General features: G+C 71.1%; 15 protein-coding genes. 9 read left to right on the top strand and 6 right to left on the bottom strand.

The annotated features are described in order from the left end of the window. Positions 1-134 precede the first annotated feature (134 nt). Together ACH4TV_RS26795 and ACH4TV_RS26790 are read right to left on the bottom strand one after the other, a co-directional pair. The gene (locus ACH4TV_RS26795; RefSeq protein ID WP_398402305.1) at positions 135-1,799 is read right to left on the bottom strand and encodes a hypothetical protein; all 1,665 of its coding nucleotides are present in this window, start codon (positions 1,797-1,799) and stop codon (positions 135-137) included. A gap of 5 nt (positions 1,800-1,804) precedes the next feature. Then, a complete protein-coding gene (locus ACH4TV_RS26790) occupies positions 1,805-2,455 on the bottom strand; it encodes a PH domain-containing protein (RefSeq protein WP_398402303.1) in 651 nt (216 codons plus the stop codon). 186 nt (positions 2,456-2,641) lie between these two features. Here ACH4TV_RS26790 and deoC point away from each other — a divergent pair, with 186 nt between their 5' ends. The 3 genes from deoC to ACH4TV_RS26775 are packed head-to-tail and all read left to right on the top strand — an operon-like array spanning position 2,642 to position 5,956. Continuing rightward, positions 2,642-3,601 carry a deoxyribose-phosphate aldolase gene (deoC, locus tag ACH4TV_RS26785; RefSeq protein ID WP_398402301.1) on the top strand — a complete coding sequence of 320 codons (960 nt, stop codon included), beginning with the start codon at positions 2,642-2,644 and terminating at the stop codon, positions 3,599-3,601. 5 nt (positions 3,602-3,606) lie between these two features. Next, complete coding sequence (locus tag ACH4TV_RS26780) at positions 3,607-5,043, top strand: aldehyde dehydrogenase family protein (protein ID WP_398402299.1); 1,437 nt, start codon at positions 3,607-3,609, stop codon at positions 5,041-5,043. After that, entirely contained in the window at positions 5,036-5,956 is a 921-nt protein-coding gene (locus ACH4TV_RS26775) for an aldehyde dehydrogenase family protein (protein WP_398402297.1), read from the top strand. Before ACH4TV_RS26780 ends, ACH4TV_RS26775 begins: the two co-directional genes overlap by 8 nt. A 115-nt stretch (positions 5,957-6,071) precedes the next feature. On the opposite strand, the gene ACH4TV_RS26770 is transcribed toward ACH4TV_RS26775, so the two are convergent. Beyond that, positions 6,072-6,482 (bottom strand): hypothetical protein, encoded by a 411-nt coding sequence (locus ACH4TV_RS26770; protein WP_398402295.1) that lies wholly within the window; start codon positions 6,480-6,482, stop codon positions 6,072-6,074. Between the two features lie 60 nt (positions 6,483-6,542). Between ACH4TV_RS26770 and ACH4TV_RS26765 the strand changes: the two genes are divergently transcribed. Beyond that, entirely contained in the window at positions 6,543-7,256 is a 714-nt protein-coding gene (locus tag ACH4TV_RS26765) for a uridine kinase (protein WP_398402293.1), read from the top strand. A gap of 262 nt (positions 7,257-7,518) precedes the next feature. Here ACH4TV_RS26765 and ACH4TV_RS26760 read toward each other — a convergent pair whose 3' ends face one another. Beyond that, complete coding sequence (locus ACH4TV_RS26760; RefSeq protein ID WP_398402291.1) at positions 7,519-8,274, bottom strand: SigE family RNA polymerase sigma factor; 756 nt, start codon at positions 8,272-8,274, stop codon at positions 7,519-7,521. A 318-nt stretch (positions 8,275-8,592) separates the two neighbouring features. On the opposite strand from ACH4TV_RS26760, the gene afsQ1 reads away from it, so the two are divergent. The 5 genes from afsQ1 to ACH4TV_RS26735 all read left to right on the top strand — a co-directional run bounded on the left by afsQ1 (position 8,593) and on the right by ACH4TV_RS26735 (position 12,586). Further along, on the top strand, positions 8,593-9,270 hold the full coding sequence (gene afsQ1, locus ACH4TV_RS26755) for a two-component system response regulator AfsQ1 (RefSeq protein ID WP_198655456.1): 678 nt from the start codon (positions 8,593-8,595) through the stop codon (positions 9,268-9,270). Beyond that, positions 9,267-10,862, top strand: coding sequence for an ATP-binding protein (locus ACH4TV_RS26750; RefSeq protein WP_398402289.1), 1,596 nt, complete (start codon positions 9,267-9,269; stop codon positions 10,860-10,862). Before afsQ1 ends, ACH4TV_RS26750 begins: the two co-directional genes overlap by 4 nt. Further along, positions 10,859-11,473 carry a hypothetical protein gene (locus tag ACH4TV_RS26745; RefSeq protein ID WP_398402287.1) on the top strand — a complete coding sequence of 205 codons (615 nt, stop codon included), beginning with the start codon at positions 10,859-10,861 and terminating at the stop codon, positions 11,471-11,473. Before ACH4TV_RS26750 ends, ACH4TV_RS26745 begins: the two co-directional genes overlap by 4 nt. A gap of 220 nt (positions 11,474-11,693) precedes the next feature. Further along, positions 11,694-12,245 (top strand): VanZ family protein, encoded by a 552-nt coding sequence (locus ACH4TV_RS26740; protein WP_398402285.1) that lies wholly within the window; start codon positions 11,694-11,696, stop codon positions 12,243-12,245. A 131-nt stretch (positions 12,246-12,376) separates the two neighbouring features. Beyond that, complete coding sequence (locus ACH4TV_RS26735) at positions 12,377-12,586, top strand: PspC domain-containing protein (protein ID WP_398402283.1); 210 nt, start codon at positions 12,377-12,379, stop codon at positions 12,584-12,586. Positions 12,587-12,663: 77 nt separating this feature from the next. On the opposite strand, the gene ACH4TV_RS26730 is transcribed toward ACH4TV_RS26735, so the two are convergent. Together ACH4TV_RS26730 and ACH4TV_RS26725 are read right to left on the bottom strand one after the other, a co-directional pair. Next, positions 12,664-13,023 carry an ATP-binding protein gene (locus ACH4TV_RS26730; protein ID WP_398402281.1) on the bottom strand — a complete coding sequence of 120 codons (360 nt, stop codon included), beginning with the start codon at positions 13,021-13,023 and terminating at the stop codon, positions 12,664-12,666. Between the two features lie 136 nt (positions 13,024-13,159). Further along, the gene (locus tag ACH4TV_RS26725; protein WP_398402279.1) at positions 13,160-14,434 is read right to left on the bottom strand and encodes an adenosine deaminase; all 1,275 of its coding nucleotides are present in this window, start codon (positions 14,432-14,434) and stop codon (positions 13,160-13,162) included. Positions 14,435-14,436 lie beyond the last annotated feature (2 nt).

The following is a 14,436-nucleotide window of genomic DNA, read 5'->3' as shown; positions in this document are numbered from 1 at the left end:
CCCGCGGTCCACCACCACCCGGGCCCCCGGCGGGGGCGCCCCGCATGCTGCTTTAATACAGCCCGTCCGGGGGGGGGGGGGGGGCGGGCCCCGCCCCCCCCCCCCCCCCCACCCCATCGAGTGATTCGCTCACCTCAGCGCGACGCCACCAGCGCCACCGCCCACACCGCAGCCAGAACCGCCGCCGCGGGCCATATCGGTCGCCCGCGTTCCGCCGCGCCGCTCTCCCCGGTCGGCCGCAGGTCGGCGTCGAGGCGCATGGCGGTCAGTTCGGCGGCGAGGGCGTCGTACGGATGGGTCAGGCCCCGGCTCCGCTGGAGCCAGCCCCACCGGGGCGTGGTGACCGCCCAGTCGCCGCCCTGCCAGTCCAGTTTCAGCTCCCAGGACCGCCGCTGTACGAACCGGAGGTCGTCCCAGGGCACGTGCCGGGGGCCGCGCAGTCCGGTGACCCAGACGCCGGACCGGTCGGCGGTGATGCGCCAGGCGAGTTTCATGGGGACGCGGACCGCGCCGTACAGCCCGATCACGGCGATGAGCGTGAACTTCCACAGCGGGATACGGGACTCGGTGAACACGTCCCAGCCCAGCACGAGGCCCCACAGCACGAGGAACACGGTGGCCAGCCAGTCCAGCCACCCCGCCCGCCACCGCCGTACCTTGACGGCGGCCCGCTGCTGTTCGGCCAACTCCCGTCCCTGTAGCTCCAGTTGGAGGCTGTCCGCCTCCCGTTCCCGCTGTCGGGCGACGCGTCGGCGACCCGCGCCCGGCGACAGCGGCCGGACCGGTCCCTCCGACCACTCCGTCAGGGGCGGCTGGTCGGGATCCTCGTCGGCGCTGACGACGAGCACCTCGGCGCCGTCGAAGGGAGCGCCGTAGAGGACGGCTTCCCGGACCGGCCCGGCGGTGTCCGCGTCGATGCCGAGGAGCACCCGCTCAAGCTCGTCGTCCACGACGGAGTCGCCCTCGCCCCCAGGCTCGTCATCGTCGTCGTCCTCGTCGTCCTCGTCGAAGGAGGCCAGCTCGACGGTGAACAGGGGCCGCCCGGCGGCGAGATCGTCGGCGGCGAACACCTCCGTCCCGCCCTGCGCGTCGTCCCGTACGAGCACGCGCAGCACCGGCACCGGGGCCCCGCGCAGCGCGCCCGCCCGTTGCCGGCCCAGCCACGCCGAGGCCAGGGCGGTCGCCCCGAGGCCGGTCAGGAAGACGGTGAAGACCCAGGCGCCCTGCTGGTCCTCGGTCGAGCCCCAGAGGCCGGCGGTGCCCCCGGTCAGCACGCCGAGCCCGAGCACGACGACGCCCAGCGCGAACAGCACCCGCCCACGCCGTACCGGAGCCTCCGAGCCCGGCACGAGCACGGCGACGCCCCCGGCGGCCTCCTCGGCGCGCTCCAGCTGCGTACCGCGTGCCCGCAGCCGTACCGCCACGGCGGCCCAGGAGCCCAGTACGGCGAACGCGCCGAGGGCGGTCATCAGCCATGACGTCGAGGACGCCTCCACGGCGAGGGCGAGCAGCAGCAGGGGCGCGCCGGCCCACACGAGTTCGGGCCGGGCGAGCACCCACAGCACGTACACGGCGAAGCCCGCGGCGACGAAGGGCCATAGGCCGCCGACCATCGCCACCAGGGCGCCCACGCACAGCACGAGGGTGGCGAGGCCGGCCGCGACCGACCGGCGCACCCGCAGGAAGGTCCAGCGCGGGGGCAGCGCGGCCGACCAGTCCGCCGCGCGTGCGGTGGTCCAGTCCCGGCAGCCGTCGGGTATGGCGGAGAGGGGCAGCCGCAGCGGCTCGTCGAGGGCCATCCGGGTCAGCCCACCGCGATCAGGATCGCCAGCAGCACCGCGCCCGCGACGGCCGGCGCCATGATCTCGTACGCCCATCTCACGGTCACCTCGCCCTGCGAGGTCGCGGCCTTCTCCCGCGCCTCCCACAGGGCACGCAGGTCGTCCATGATCTGGTCGTTCTGGGCGCGGGTGGGGCCGGGCGGGATCAGGGGCATCCTGCCGCGGCCGCCGCCGCCCGCCTCGTGGGCCTCGCGCATCTTGGCCCGGTTGGCGCGCTTGCGGGCGCGCAGCGAGACCGGGACGGCCCAGAGCTGGTACTTGGCGGCGGACTCGACGACGACCTCGTTCGAGAAGCCCGACCGGAACCCGGCGACCTCCCCCCAGGGCACCACGACGACCCGGAACGGGTTGCGCACCCGCAACCTGTGGTCGTTCGCGAACACGGCGGGCCGCAGCGTGTACGCGGTCACCAGCGGTACGGCGAAGAGCAGCGTGGCGAGCGCCAGCCACGGTGTCCGCCCGTGCCCGGCGAACAGCGCGTCGCCTCCGAGCCAGCCCGCGAGCCCGAGCAGCAGCGCACCGGCCACCATCGAGGAGGGCGACCGATAGGCCCGGTCGGGGGACTCGGGTTTCGCGGGGCCCGGCGCGGGCGGCTGATGGTCCGGGGTCGTCATGCCCCCGATTCTGCCCGACGCCTCGGACAACGCCCGCGCACGGTACCGACCGGGACCGCGCGGGACCGAGCAGCACTGAGCGGGCGGGAGTTTCCCGGCGCCCGGGCAGCGCACTCCCGGCGCGTTCCTCATCACTTCCTCGGGCTGTACAGCCGCTACGCGCGTAGATATGCTCGGCTTGTGACCATGCCCACCACTGCATCCACCGCACTCCCGCTCAAGGACGTGACCGCGTCCGACAGCACGCTGCGCCGCTTCCTTCACGGGCTGCCCGGCGTCGACGCGGTCGGCCTGGAGGCGCGTGCCGCCTCCCTCGGCACGCGTTCCATCAAGACGACCGCGAAGGCGTACGCCATCGACCTCGCCATCTCGATGGTCGACCTGACGACGCTGGAAGGCGCGGACACCGCCGGCAAGGTCCGGGCCCTCGGCGCCAAGGCGGTCCGCCCCGACCCGACCGACCGCACGGCGCCCGCCGCGGCCGCGGTCTGCGTCTACCCCGACATGGTGGCCGTGGCGAAGGAGGCCGTCGCCGGTTCCGCCGTCAAGGTCGCCTCGGTCGCCACCGCGTTCCCCGCCGGCCGCGCCGCCCTCGGCGTGAAGCTGGCCGACGTGCGGGACGCCGTCGCCGCCGGTGCCGACGAGATCGACATGGTCATCGACCGTGGCGCGTTCCTCGCGGGCAACTACCTGAAGGTGTACGAGGAGATCGTCGCCGTGAAGGAGACCTGCGGGACGTCCGCCCGCCTCAAGGTCATCTTCGAGACCGGCGAGCTGTCCACGTACGACAACATCCGGCGCGCCTCCTGGCTCGGCATGATCGCCGGGGCCGACTTCATCAAGACGTCCACCGGCAAGGTCGCCGTCAACGCGACGCCCGCGAACACGCTCCTCATGCTGGAGGCCGTCCGCGACTTCCGCGCGCAGACCGGCGTCCAGGTGGGCGTGAAGCCGGCCGGCGGGATCCGTACGACCAAGGACGCGGTGAAGTTCCTGGTCCTGGTCAACGAGACCGCGGGCGAGGACTGGCTGGACAACCACTGGTTCCGCTTCGGCGCGTCCTCGCTCCTGAACGACCTGCTGATGCAGCGTCAGAAGCTGACCACGGGCCGCTACTCCGGCCCCGACTACGTGACGGTGGACTGATCATCATGGCTTCCGTATTCGAGTACGCACCGGCGCCCGAGTCCCGCGCGGTCGTCGACATCGCCCCTTCCTACGGTCTCTTCATCGACGGCGAGTTCGTGGAAGCCGCCGACGGCAGGGTCTTCAAGACCGTCTCCCCCTCCACCGAGGAGGTCCTCTCCGAGGTCGCCCAGGCGGGCGAGGCGGACGTCGAGCGCGCCGTACGGGCCGCCCGCAAGGCCTTCGAGAAGTGGTCGGCGCTGCCCGGTTCGGAGCGCGCCAAGTACCTCTTCCGAATCGCCCGCATCATCCAGGAGCGCTCCCGCGAGCTCGCCGTCCTCGAAACCCTGGACAACGGCAAGCCCATCAAGGAGACGAGGGACACCGACCTCCCCCTGGTGGCGGCCCACTTCTTCTACTACGCGGGCTGGGCCGACAAGCTCGGCCACGCGGGCTTCGGGACGAACCCGAAGCCGCTCGGTGTCGCGGGCCAGATCATCCCCTGGAACTTCCCGCTCCTGATGCTGGCCTGGAAGATCGCCCCGGCCCTCGCGACCGGCAACACGGTCGTCCTGAAGCCGGCGGAGACGACCCCCCTCTCGGCCCTGTTCTTCGCGGACATCTGCCGCCAGGCGGGCCTGCCCAAGGGCGTCGTCAACATCCTTCCCGGATACGGCGACACGGGCGCCGCGCTCGTCGCGCACCCGGACGTCAACAAAGTCGCGTTCACCGGATCGACGGCCGTCGGCAAGGAGATCGCGCGCACCGTCGCCGGCTCCCGCAAGAAGGTCACCCTCGAACTGGGAGGCAAGGGCGCCAACATCGTCTTCGACGACGCCCCGATCGACCAGGCCGTCGAGGGCATCGTCACCGGCATCTTCTTCAACCAGGGCCAGGTCTGCTGCGCGGGCTCCCGGCTCCTCGTACAGGAGTCGATCCAGGACGAGCTGCTCGACTCGCTCAAGCGCCGCCTGTCCACGCTGCGCCTCGGCGACCCGCTGGACAAGAACACGGACATCGGCGCGATCAACTCCGCCGAGCAGCTGTCCAGGATCACCTCGCTCGTCGAGGCGGGCGAGGCGGAGGGCGCCGAGCGCTGGTCCCCGGCCTGCGAACTCCCGTCCTCCGGCTACTGGTTCGCGCCGACGCTCTTCACGAACGTCACCCAGGCGCACACCATCGCCCGCGACGAGATCTTCGGTCCGGTGCTGTCGGTCCTCACCTTCCGTACCCCGGACGAGGCCGTCGCCAAGGCCAACAACACCCAGTACGGCCTGTCGGCGGGCATCTGGACGGAGAAGGGTTCACGGATCCTCGCCGTGGCCAACAAACTCCGCGCCGGTGTCGTCTGGTCCAACACGTTCAACAAGTTCGACCCCACCTCGCCCTTCGGCGGCTACAAGGAGTCGGGCTTCGGCCGCGAGGGCGGTCGCCACGGCCTGGAGGCGTACCTCGATGTCTGATCCCCGAGTGGACACACGACCGGACGCACGTCTGTCCGTCTTCAAGACCTACAAGCTGTACGTGGGCGGGAAGTTCCCGCGTTCCGAGAGCGGCCGGGTGTACGAGGTGACGGACTCGAAGGGCAACTGGCTGGCCAACCCGCCCCTCGCCTCCCGCAAGGACGCCCGTGACGCGGTCGTCGCCGCGCGCAAGGCGTTCGGCGGCTGGGCCGGGGCCACGGCGTACAACCGCGGCCAGATCCTCTACCGCGTCGCCGAGATGCTGGAGGGCCGCAAGGACCAGTTCGTCCGGGAGGTCGCGGACGCCGAGAGCCTGTCGCGTCCCAAGGCGTCTGCCCAGGTGGACGCGGCGATCGACCGCTGGGTCTGGTACGCGGGCTGGACCGACAAGATCGCCCAGGTGGTCGGCGGCGGAAACCCGGTAGCAGGGCCCTACTTCAACCTCTCCTCCCCCGAGCCGACCGGCGTGGTCGTCGTCCTCGCCCCCCAGGAGTCGTCGTTCCTGGGCCTGGTGTCGGTGGTGGCACCCGTGATCGCCACCGGCAACACGGCGATCGTGATCGCCAGCGAGAAGTCGCCCCTCCCGGCCCTCTCCCTCGGCGAGGTCCTGGCCACCTCCGACGTACCCGGCGGAGTCGTCAACATCCTCTCCGGCCGTACGGCGGAGATCGCCCCGTCCCTGGCCGCGCACCAGGACGTCAACGCGATCGACCTGGCCGGCGCGGACGAGGCACTCGCGAAGGAACTGGAGATCGCGGCGGCCGACAACCTCAAGCGCGTCCTCCGTCCACAGCCTGTGGACAACGCGCAATGGTTCGCCACCCCGGGCACCGAACGCCTGACCGCCTTCCTGGAAACAAAGACGGTCTGGCACCCGACGGGTTCATTGGGCGCATCGGGATCGGCGTACTGAGAAGCGCCCTTGGAGTGGCCGCAGGCCACCCCAAGGGGCGCGGGGAACTGCGCGACCAGCCACAACGGACCCGCAGTCGACACACGACCTGGGTTCCCCGCGCCCCACACACCACTCAGCCGCCCAACAGCCCCACAGCCTGCCCAAGCACCGGAATGCTCCCGATCGACTGCGCCTGCGCGACCGGCCCCGTCAGGGCCTGGGACGTCAGCGGCTGGAAGTCGGAGAGCTGAGTGGCGACCCCGTTGTCCAGCGGGTCAACCCCCGTACCGGCGAGCGGGTTGGGCTTCAACCCCTGCACCGCCCCCGTGACATAGCCGACGGACCCGGTGAGCGCCGCCAGGCCCGACTGCGGGTCGATCTGCCCCAGCGAGGTCGTGGGGGTGACGCGCATGGCGTCCACCGCGGGGCCGCCCTCGGCCGCGGCGGCCGTCGCGGCGCCCGCCCCCAGGGCCGCGCCCGTGGCCGCGAGGGCGATCAGGACGCGCTGGGCGGTCGGGTTCTGGGGGGACGCATGTCGTGCCATGACTGGTGGCCACCTTCTGGTGCGCAGGGTAATCAGGTCGACACGAAGGGTAGTTGAGGTGTGACGCACCTTTCAAAGCCGACCCGCGGGGTCGGCAGGGAGGCGCCGGATGCCTCACACTGGTCTCTCGTGACCTCCCAGCCGCCCATACCCACCCGAGTCGTGCTGCTCTGCGGCCCTTCCGGCTCCGGCAAGTCCCTCCTCGCCGCCCGCTCCGGCCTCCCGGTCCTGCGGCTCGACGACTTCTACAAAGAGGGCACCGACCCGACGCTGCCGCAGGTCCTGGGAAGCACCGACATCGACTGGGACCACCCTCAGTCGTGGGACGCGGACACGGCGGTCACCGCGATCACCGAGCTGTGCCGCACGGGGCGTACGAACGTTCCCGTGTACGACATCTCGCAGAGCGCCCGCACGGGCGAGGAGACCGTCGACGTCGGCCGGACCCCGCTGTTCATCGCGGAGGGCATCTTCGCCGCCGAGATCGTGACCCGCTGCCGGGAGGCGGGCGTCCTCGCGGACGCGCTCTGCCTGAGCCGGGGCCCGGTGAAGACCTTCCGCCGGCGCTTCCTGCGGGATCTGCGGGAGGGCCGCAAGTCGGTGCCGTTCCTGCTGCGCCGCGGCTGGCGCCTGATGCGCGCCGAGCGTTCCATCGTGGCCCGCCAGACGGCCCTGGGCGCGCACGCGTGCGACCGGGACGAGGCGATGGGCCGGCTCGCGGACGCGGCGGCGGGACGCTGCGTACAGACGAGCAGCAGCAGTACGACCGCGTGACCGAGAAGACCTGCGTACGTAGTACGTAGGTCCTGGCACGCGGGTCACCGCACGCCGGTCGCTGCACGCACGCACACAAAAGCGGGACTGGTTGGACCCCCCGGCCCTCCAGTCCCGCTCTCTTTGTGCTTCCCCCGTCGGTGCTTCCCCCGTGGCCCCCCGGCCCCGTTGGATCCCCCCTGGTGGTGCTTCCCCCTGTGCTCCCCCGAGCACATCCCCCGTTCACCGCTCCCCCGTTGGGCGGTGCTCCCCCCTCGTACCCTCAGGCGACAAGCTCGCCGAAGGATTCCTCCTCGTCACGGCCGAAGCTGAGGACCTCGTCCTCACGCATCCGGCGGAGCGACCGCCAGATGCTGGACTTCACCGTGCCGACACTGATGTCGAGGATCTCCGCGATCTCCGGGTCCGTGCGGCCCTCGTAGTAACGAAGGACCAGCATGGTGCGCTGGAGTTCGGGGAGCCGGGCGAGCGCCTGCCACAGGACCGCGCGCAGCTCCGTGCCGCGCATCGCGTCCGTGTCGCCGGCCGTCTCCGGCAGTTCCTCGGTCGGGTACTCGTTCAGCTTGCGGCGGCGCCACGCGCTGATGTGCAGGTTGGTCATGGTGCGGCGGAGGTAGCCCCCGACCGCGGCCTTGTCGCTGATCCGGTCCCACGCCCTGTACGTCGAGAACAGCGCGCTCTGGAGCAGGTCCTCGGCCTCGAAGCGGTCACCGGTCAGGTGGTAGGCGGTTGCGTACAGGGAGGCGCGGCGCTCCTGGACGTAGGCGGTGAACTCCACCTCCGACAGCGAACTACGCTCCCCCGTGGACTCCCTGTACGCGGCCCCCGTAACCCCCGTGGTACTGCTGCCGCTTCCCCCCGTGTGTGCGTCAACCACCGACATGTACGTGGTGTGCTGACGCCCGGTGCCGCGAACGCACCCCCGCCCGTTCACGGCACCGGACTTCTCGGTGGTCCGGGTGACGTCGTGCAGACGCGTGATCACTGCGTTCGCGCTCGTGCTGTGCAGCGTGCTCATCTCGCGCCCCCCGTCGTGGACTTCCCGGTCTTCGGCTCGGTTCTTGGTGCTTCCTTGCCTGTGCCGAGAAGCTTGCCCACGCCACTTCATGACGGTGTCCGCCGACTGTCACAGGCGTGCAACAGGACCCCTTCTCAGGAACAGAACAGCGAACAGCACAGTCGGGACACAGCAAGGCACGGTAAGCGCCTGCGGGCACTCGCGAGACACCCCGAAATCGCCCGATAAGCACCCGATGGGCAGCCGATCGCGGGCCCGCGACCAGTGGGAGCGCTCCAGGTGTCGCAGCGCGACCCGGCCATGGGCCAGAATGCATCCGTGCCTTCCCTGTTGCTGATCGAGGACGACGACGCCATCCGTACGGCCCTGGAGCTGTCTTTGACGCGCCAGGGACACCGGGTTGCCACCGCTGCCACCGGTGAGGACGGTCTGAAGCTGCTGCGTGAGCAACGGCCGGATCTGATCGTGCTGGATGTGATGCTGCCCGGCATCGACGGATTCGAGGTGTGCCGGCGCATCCGGCGCACGGACCAGCTGCCGATCATTCTGCTCACCGCGCGCAGCGACGACATCGACGTGGTGGTCGGGCTGGAGTCCGGCGCCGACGACTATGTCGTCAAACCCGTGCAGGGGCGGGTGCTCGACGCCCGTATCCGGGCCGTGCTGCGACGCGGGGAACGCGAGTCCAACGACTCGGCCTCGTTCGGTTCGCTGGTCATCGACCGGTCGGCGATGACCGTGACGAAGAACGGCGAGGACCTGCAACTGACGCCCACGGAGCTGCGGCTGCTCCTTGAGCTGAGCCGGCGGCCCGGTCAGGCGCTGTCCCGCCAGCAGCTCCTGCGGCTGGTCTGGGAGCACGACTACCTGGGCGACTCGCGGCTGGTGGACGCGTGTGTGCAGCGGCTGCGCGCCAAGGTCGAGGACGTGCCGTCGTCGCCGACCCTGATCCGTACCGTCCGTGGGGTCGGCTACCGGCTGGACTCCCCTCAGTGACCAAACCGCAGGACAAGCTCCGCGGCTGGGCCGCGGCGCGCAAGGCGATACTCTCCGGGCTGCGCTTCACCAGCCTGCGGCTGCGGCTGGTCGTGGTGTTCGGGCTGGTGGCGCTGACGGCGGCCGTGTCGGCCTCCGGGATCGCGTACTGGCTGAACCGCGAGGCCGTGCTCACGCGGACGCAGGACGCGGTGCTGCGCGACTTCCAGCAGGAGATGCAGAACCGTGCGGGCGCGCTCCCGCAGCGGCCGACACAGGACGAGTTGCAGCACACCGCCGGCCAGATGGCCAGCAGCAGCCAGCGGTTCAGCGTGCTGCTGGTCTCCGAGGACGAGAGCGGACGGACGGTCGTCGGCAACTCCGGGGCGCTGGACACCTTCTCGCTGGCGGACGTGCCCGAGTCGCTGCGTACGGCGGTCGGCAGGCAGCAGGCGATCACCTCGAACAACAAGTACCCGTACCACCTGTACTGGCAGCGGATCATCGACAACGACACGCCGTACCTGGTCGCGGGCACCAAGGTGATCGGCGGCGGTCCGGCCGGCTACATGCTGAAGTCGCTGGAGCCCGAGGAGAAGGATCTCAACTCGCTGGCCTGGTCGCTGGGTATCGCCACCGGTCTCGCGCTGATCGGCTCGGCGCTGCTGGCGCAGGCCGCCGCCACGACCGTACTGAAGCCGGTGCACCGCCTGGGTATCGCGGCCCGGCGGCTGGGCGAGGGGAAGCTGGACACGCGGCTGCGGGTGTCGGGCACGGACGAACTGGCCGACCTCTCAAGGACGTTCAACCACACGGCGGAGGCGCTGGAGAAGCGGGTGGCCGACATGAGCGCCCGCGACGAGGCCTCGCGCCGGTTCGTGGCGGACATGTCCCACGAGCTGCGTACGCCGCTCACCGCGATCACCGCCGTGACGGAGATCCTCGAAGAGGAACTGGACGCGGAGACCGGCAGCATCGACCCGATGATCGAACCGGCGGTGAAGCTGGTGGTGAGCGAGACGCGGCGGCTCAACTCCCTGGTGGAGAACCTGATGGAGGTCACCCGCTTCGACGCGGGCACCGCCCGGCTGGTTTTGGACAACGTTGACATCGCCGACCAGATCACCGCCTGCATCGACGCCCGCGCCTGGCTGGACGCGGTCGAACTGGACGCCGAGCGCGGCATCATGTCCCGCCTCGACCCGCGCCGCCTCGACGTCATCCTCGCCAACCTCATCGGCAACGCTCTCAAGCACGGCGGCTCGCCGGTACGGGTGTCGGTGCGCGCTTCCGATGACGACGCCGACGGCGGCGCCGACGGCGACCTGCTGATCGAGGTGCAGGACCACGGTCCCGGCATCCCCGAGGACGTCCTCCCGCACGTCTTCGACCGCTTCTACAAGGCGAGCGCCTCCCGCCCCCGCTCCGAGGGCAGCGGCCTGGGCCTGTCCATCGCCCTGGAGAACGCCCACATCCACGGCGGCGAGATCACCGCCGCGAACTCGCCGAAGGGCGGCGCGGTGTTCACCCTGCGGCTGCCCAGGGACCCGGTGGACCCGGCGGAGACACCGGCCGAGCCCGGCGGGGCGAACGGCAACGGGGAGAGCGCGTGACGAACGTACGAGGCGTACGGCCCTGGCTGGCCGCCCCCCTGCTCGCGCTCCTCCTCGCCGGCTGCGGGATCCGCGCCACCGAGGTCCCGACGGACTTCGGCCCGGCGCCCTCCCGCGTCCCGTGCTCCCTCTCCGAACCCGCCGTCGCCACCCAGGCGTCCTCGGGGGTCCCGGTCCAGGTGTTCCTCCTGTGCGCCTCGCAGCTCGTGACGGTCGACCGCACAGTGCACGTCCCGGACGGTACGGCGGAGGCTCAGCGGCGCGTGCTGGTGGCCCAGGGGCTGCTGGACGAGCTGGCGCTGCCCCCGTCGGCCGGTGAGACCGAGGCCGGCTACACGACGGACGTACGCGGCGGCATGAGCGTCAGCGGCCCGGGTCCGGACGATCCCGAGGACGGCCTGCGGCTGAGCACCTCTCCGGACGACCTCTCGTCGTACGCCCTCGCCCAGATCGTCTGCACGTTCTCCGACTCGGCCGCCGCAGAGGGAGACGGCTACGTCGTCCTGGGCGGCCCGGACACCGGCCCCCTGCGACGGTACGCATGCACGGCCGAGGTCCGTTCCCGCCCGGGAGCCCAGGCCCCCCCGTCGTCGGACGCGGACGGCAGCTGAGCGCTACCTGATGAAGGGGGGCGTGCAAGCGCCCCTTCAGGGGCGCGGGGAACTGCGCGACAAGCCCCCACCGCCCCGCGGCCAACGAACCACGCACCCACCCCAGAGCCCTCGACGAACGGGGCAAGGGGCCGCAAAGGCCCCGGTGTGGCACACGACTCACCCCCCTGCACCGGGGCAACCCGGAACCGATCGTGCCGACCCCCGCGTCTTGGGGGGCGTGCAGCGTCATGGCTCGGGCGGCAGCAGCGCCGCGAATCGCATCCGTGCGACAGGAGGTGTCCTCCTCGTCGCCCACCTCGCGCTCGTCGCCTGGATCACGCTGCGCCCGCTGGACGTCCCATGGCAACTGCCCGCCAACCTGCGCCCCTTCGCGGGCATCCGGGCCGACCTGGCCCTCGGCTGGCAGGAGGCGGCCCGGCGCATCGTGGAGGGACTCGCACTGCTGGCCCCGCTGGGCGTGCTGCTGCCGATGGCGGGCGGCCGGCTCGGCGTCTCCCCGTTCGTCTCCCTGGTCCGTACGGTCGCCGCGGGTGCCATGATCTCGCTCGGCATCGAGCTGTTGCAGACCGGCGTGCCCGGACAGGTCGTGGATGTCGACTCGCTGCTCCTGAACACCGTGGGCGTGGCCCTCGCGCATGTCACGGTCGTGCCCACCGTACGGTCCTGGCTGCGCCGCAGGAGCGACCGCAGGCTCCGGGCGGCCATCCGTACGGAGGAAGCGACTCAGGGTCGGACCCCGACGATTCCCAGGGTCGGGATCGCCCCGTAGAGCGACGCTTCGCCCGCTATGCGTCCGTAACGTTGAGTACAGATGAGGCGACCGGATCAGCCGGACAAGGCCGGATCCGCGAGCCTCGCACCGCTACCCACTGAACTCACTGAACCCACCTGGGAGACGCCATGACCGCCCTCGCCCGCCCCACCAACGGCCGCATGATCGGCGGAGTGTGTGCCGCGCTGGCACGGCGCTTCGGTATGTCAGCGACGACGATGCGCGTGATCTTCGTGCTGTCCTGTCTGCTCCCCGGCCCGCAGTTCCTGCTCTACATAGGCCTGTGGATCTTCCTGCCCTCCGAGAAGCAAGCGGACAAGGCACAGACCGCCTGGTAGCCGACTCACCCGCCTGTACGCCGATGGGGCGCACCCCCGAGCAGGGGGTGCGCCCCATCGGCGCGTTCACGGGTGGGTCAGCCGAGCGGGATGCCGTTCACCGGGAGGCCCTGCGTGGGCAGGCCCTGCAGCGGGAGGCCGCCGAGCAGACCGGCGACCGGCGCGGTCGGGCCCTCGGCGAGCACCTTCGTGACGGCCGGCTGCGCGGCGGCGACACCCGCACCGAGGGCGGTCTGCCCCTGGGCCACGGCCTCGGCGGCACCCGGCAGCGCCTGCGACGCGCTCTCCACGGGCAGCGTCTGGGTCACGGAGCCCAGCGCGGCGGAGTCGGGAAGGGCGGGAAGGGCCGGGGCGGCGTTGGCGGCACCCGCACCCGCCGCGGCGAAGGCGGCACCGAGAGCGGCGACGCCGAGGGTCTTGGCAGCAGACTGCTTCATAGTGAATGCGTCCTTGAATGCGATGACGGGGATGTGAGCGGTCCAAGACCGTAAACATGCGGAGCCGCCCGCCGCAAACAGTGAAAAGCAGCCGAGTCACCCCGACCCGACCGCTTCCCGGACTCCTCGCCGAGCCCTACGCGTCGACAGAACCGCTGGTGGACGCGGTTTGCCGGAACAACCATTCGGATTTCAGCTCGGCATATCCAGGCTTGATGACGTCATTGATCATCGCCAGTCGTTCATCGAAAGGAATGAATGCTGACTTCATAGCATTGACCGAGAACCATTGCAGGTCGTCGAGCGTGTAGTCGAATGCCTCGACAAGGTGCTCGAATTCCCGGCTCATACCGGTACCCGACATCAGCCGGTTGTCGGTGTTCACGGTCGCCCGGAAGTGCAGCCTGCGCAGCAGCCCGATGGGGTGCTCGGCATAGGAGGCGGCGGCGCCGGTCTGGAGGTTGGAGCTGGGGCAGAGTTCGAGGGGGATGCGCTTGTCCCGTACGTACGAGGCCAGGCGGCCCAGTTTCACCGAGCCGTCCTCCTGGACCTGGATGTCGTCGATGATGCGCACGCCGTGGCCGAGCCGGTCGGCGCCGCACCACTGGAGGGCCTGCCAGATGGAGGGGAGCCCGAAGGCCTCGCCGGCGTGGATCGTGAAGTGGTTGTTCTCGCGCTTGAGGTACTCGAACGCGTCGAGGTGCCGGGTGGGCGGGAAGCCGGCCTCGGCACCGGCGATGTCGAAGCCGACGACGCCCAGATCCCGGTACCGGTTCGCCAGTTCGGCGATCTCCAGGGAGCGGGCGGCGTGCCGCATCGCGGTGAGCAGGGCGCCGACCCGGATGCGGTGGCCGTTGGCACGGGCCCGCCGTTCGCCTTGCCGGAAGCCCTCGTTGACGGCCTCGACGACCTCTTCGAGGGTGAGCCCGGCTTCGAGGTGCTGCTCAGGCGCGTACCGCACCTCGGCGTAGACGACGCCGTCCTCGGCGAGGTCCTCGGCGCACTCGGCGGCGACCCGGACGAGGGCGTCGCGGGTCTGCATGACGGCGCAGGTGTGGGCGAAGGTCTCCAAGTACCGTTCCAGGGAACCGGAGTCGGCGGCATCACGGAACCAGGCGCCGAGCTTGTCGGGGTCGGTCTCGGGGAGCTGCAAGTAGCCCGTCTCGCCGGCCAGGTCGACGATCGTGCCGGGGCGCAGCCCGCCGTCGAGGTGGTCGTGCAGGAGGACCTTGGGCGCCCGGAGGATCTGGTCCCGGGTCGGGCTGGGACCGGGGCCGGGGCTCGAACTCGGGCCCGGACTCTGGCCCGGGGTGTTCACTGCGGGCGTGCTGTCGCCCGTACTCCTGCCCGTGCTCCGGCTCGCACCCTGGTCCGTCTTCTGACTCGTCGTCCGATCACTCTGGCTCGTCATTT

Origin of the sequence: Streptomyces sp. NPDC020898 (assembly GCF_044333925.1) — a bacterium.
GTDB lineage: Bacteria > Actinomycetota > Actinomycetes > Streptomycetales > Streptomycetaceae > Streptomyces.
Note: the sequence above shows the minus strand (reverse complement) of the source record. Positions and strands in the feature narration are given on the sequence as shown.

Bases quoted from the DNA above. Each gene is read 5' to 3' on its own strand.
- ACH4TV_RS26795 (WP_398402305.1), bottom strand. From the start codon at position 1,799: ATGGCCCTCGACGAGCCGCTGCGGCTGCCCCTCTCCGCCATACCCGAC.
- ACH4TV_RS26790 (WP_398402303.1), bottom strand. From the start codon at position 2,455: ATGACGACCCCGGACCATCAGCCGCCCGCGCCGGGCCCCGCGAAACCC.
- deoC (WP_398402301.1), top strand. From the start codon at position 2,642: ATGCCCACCACTGCATCCACCGCACTCCCGCTCAAGGACGTGACCGCG.
- ACH4TV_RS26780 (WP_398402299.1), top strand. From the start codon at position 3,607: ATGGCTTCCGTATTCGAGTACGCACCGGCGCCCGAGTCCCGCGCGGTC.
- ACH4TV_RS26775 (WP_398402297.1), top strand. From the start codon at position 5,036: ATGTCTGATCCCCGAGTGGACACACGACCGGACGCACGTCTGTCCGTC.
- ACH4TV_RS26770 (WP_398402295.1), bottom strand. From the start codon at position 6,482: ATGGCACGACATGCGTCCCCCCAGAACCCGACCGCCCAGCGCGTCCTG.
- ACH4TV_RS26760 (WP_398402291.1), bottom strand. From the start codon at position 8,274: ATGAGCACGCTGCACAGCACGAGCGCGAACGCAGTGATCACGCGTCTG.
- ACH4TV_RS26735 (WP_398402283.1), top strand. From the start codon at position 12,377: ATGACCGCCCTCGCCCGCCCCACCAACGGCCGCATGATCGGCGGAGTG.
- ACH4TV_RS26730 (WP_398402281.1), bottom strand. From the start codon at position 13,023: ATGAAGCAGTCTGCTGCCAAGACCCTCGGCGTCGCCGCTCTCGGTGCC.
- ACH4TV_RS26725 (WP_398402279.1), bottom strand. From the start codon at position 14,434: ATGACGAGCCAGAGTGATCGGACGACGAGTCAGAAGACGGACCAGGGT.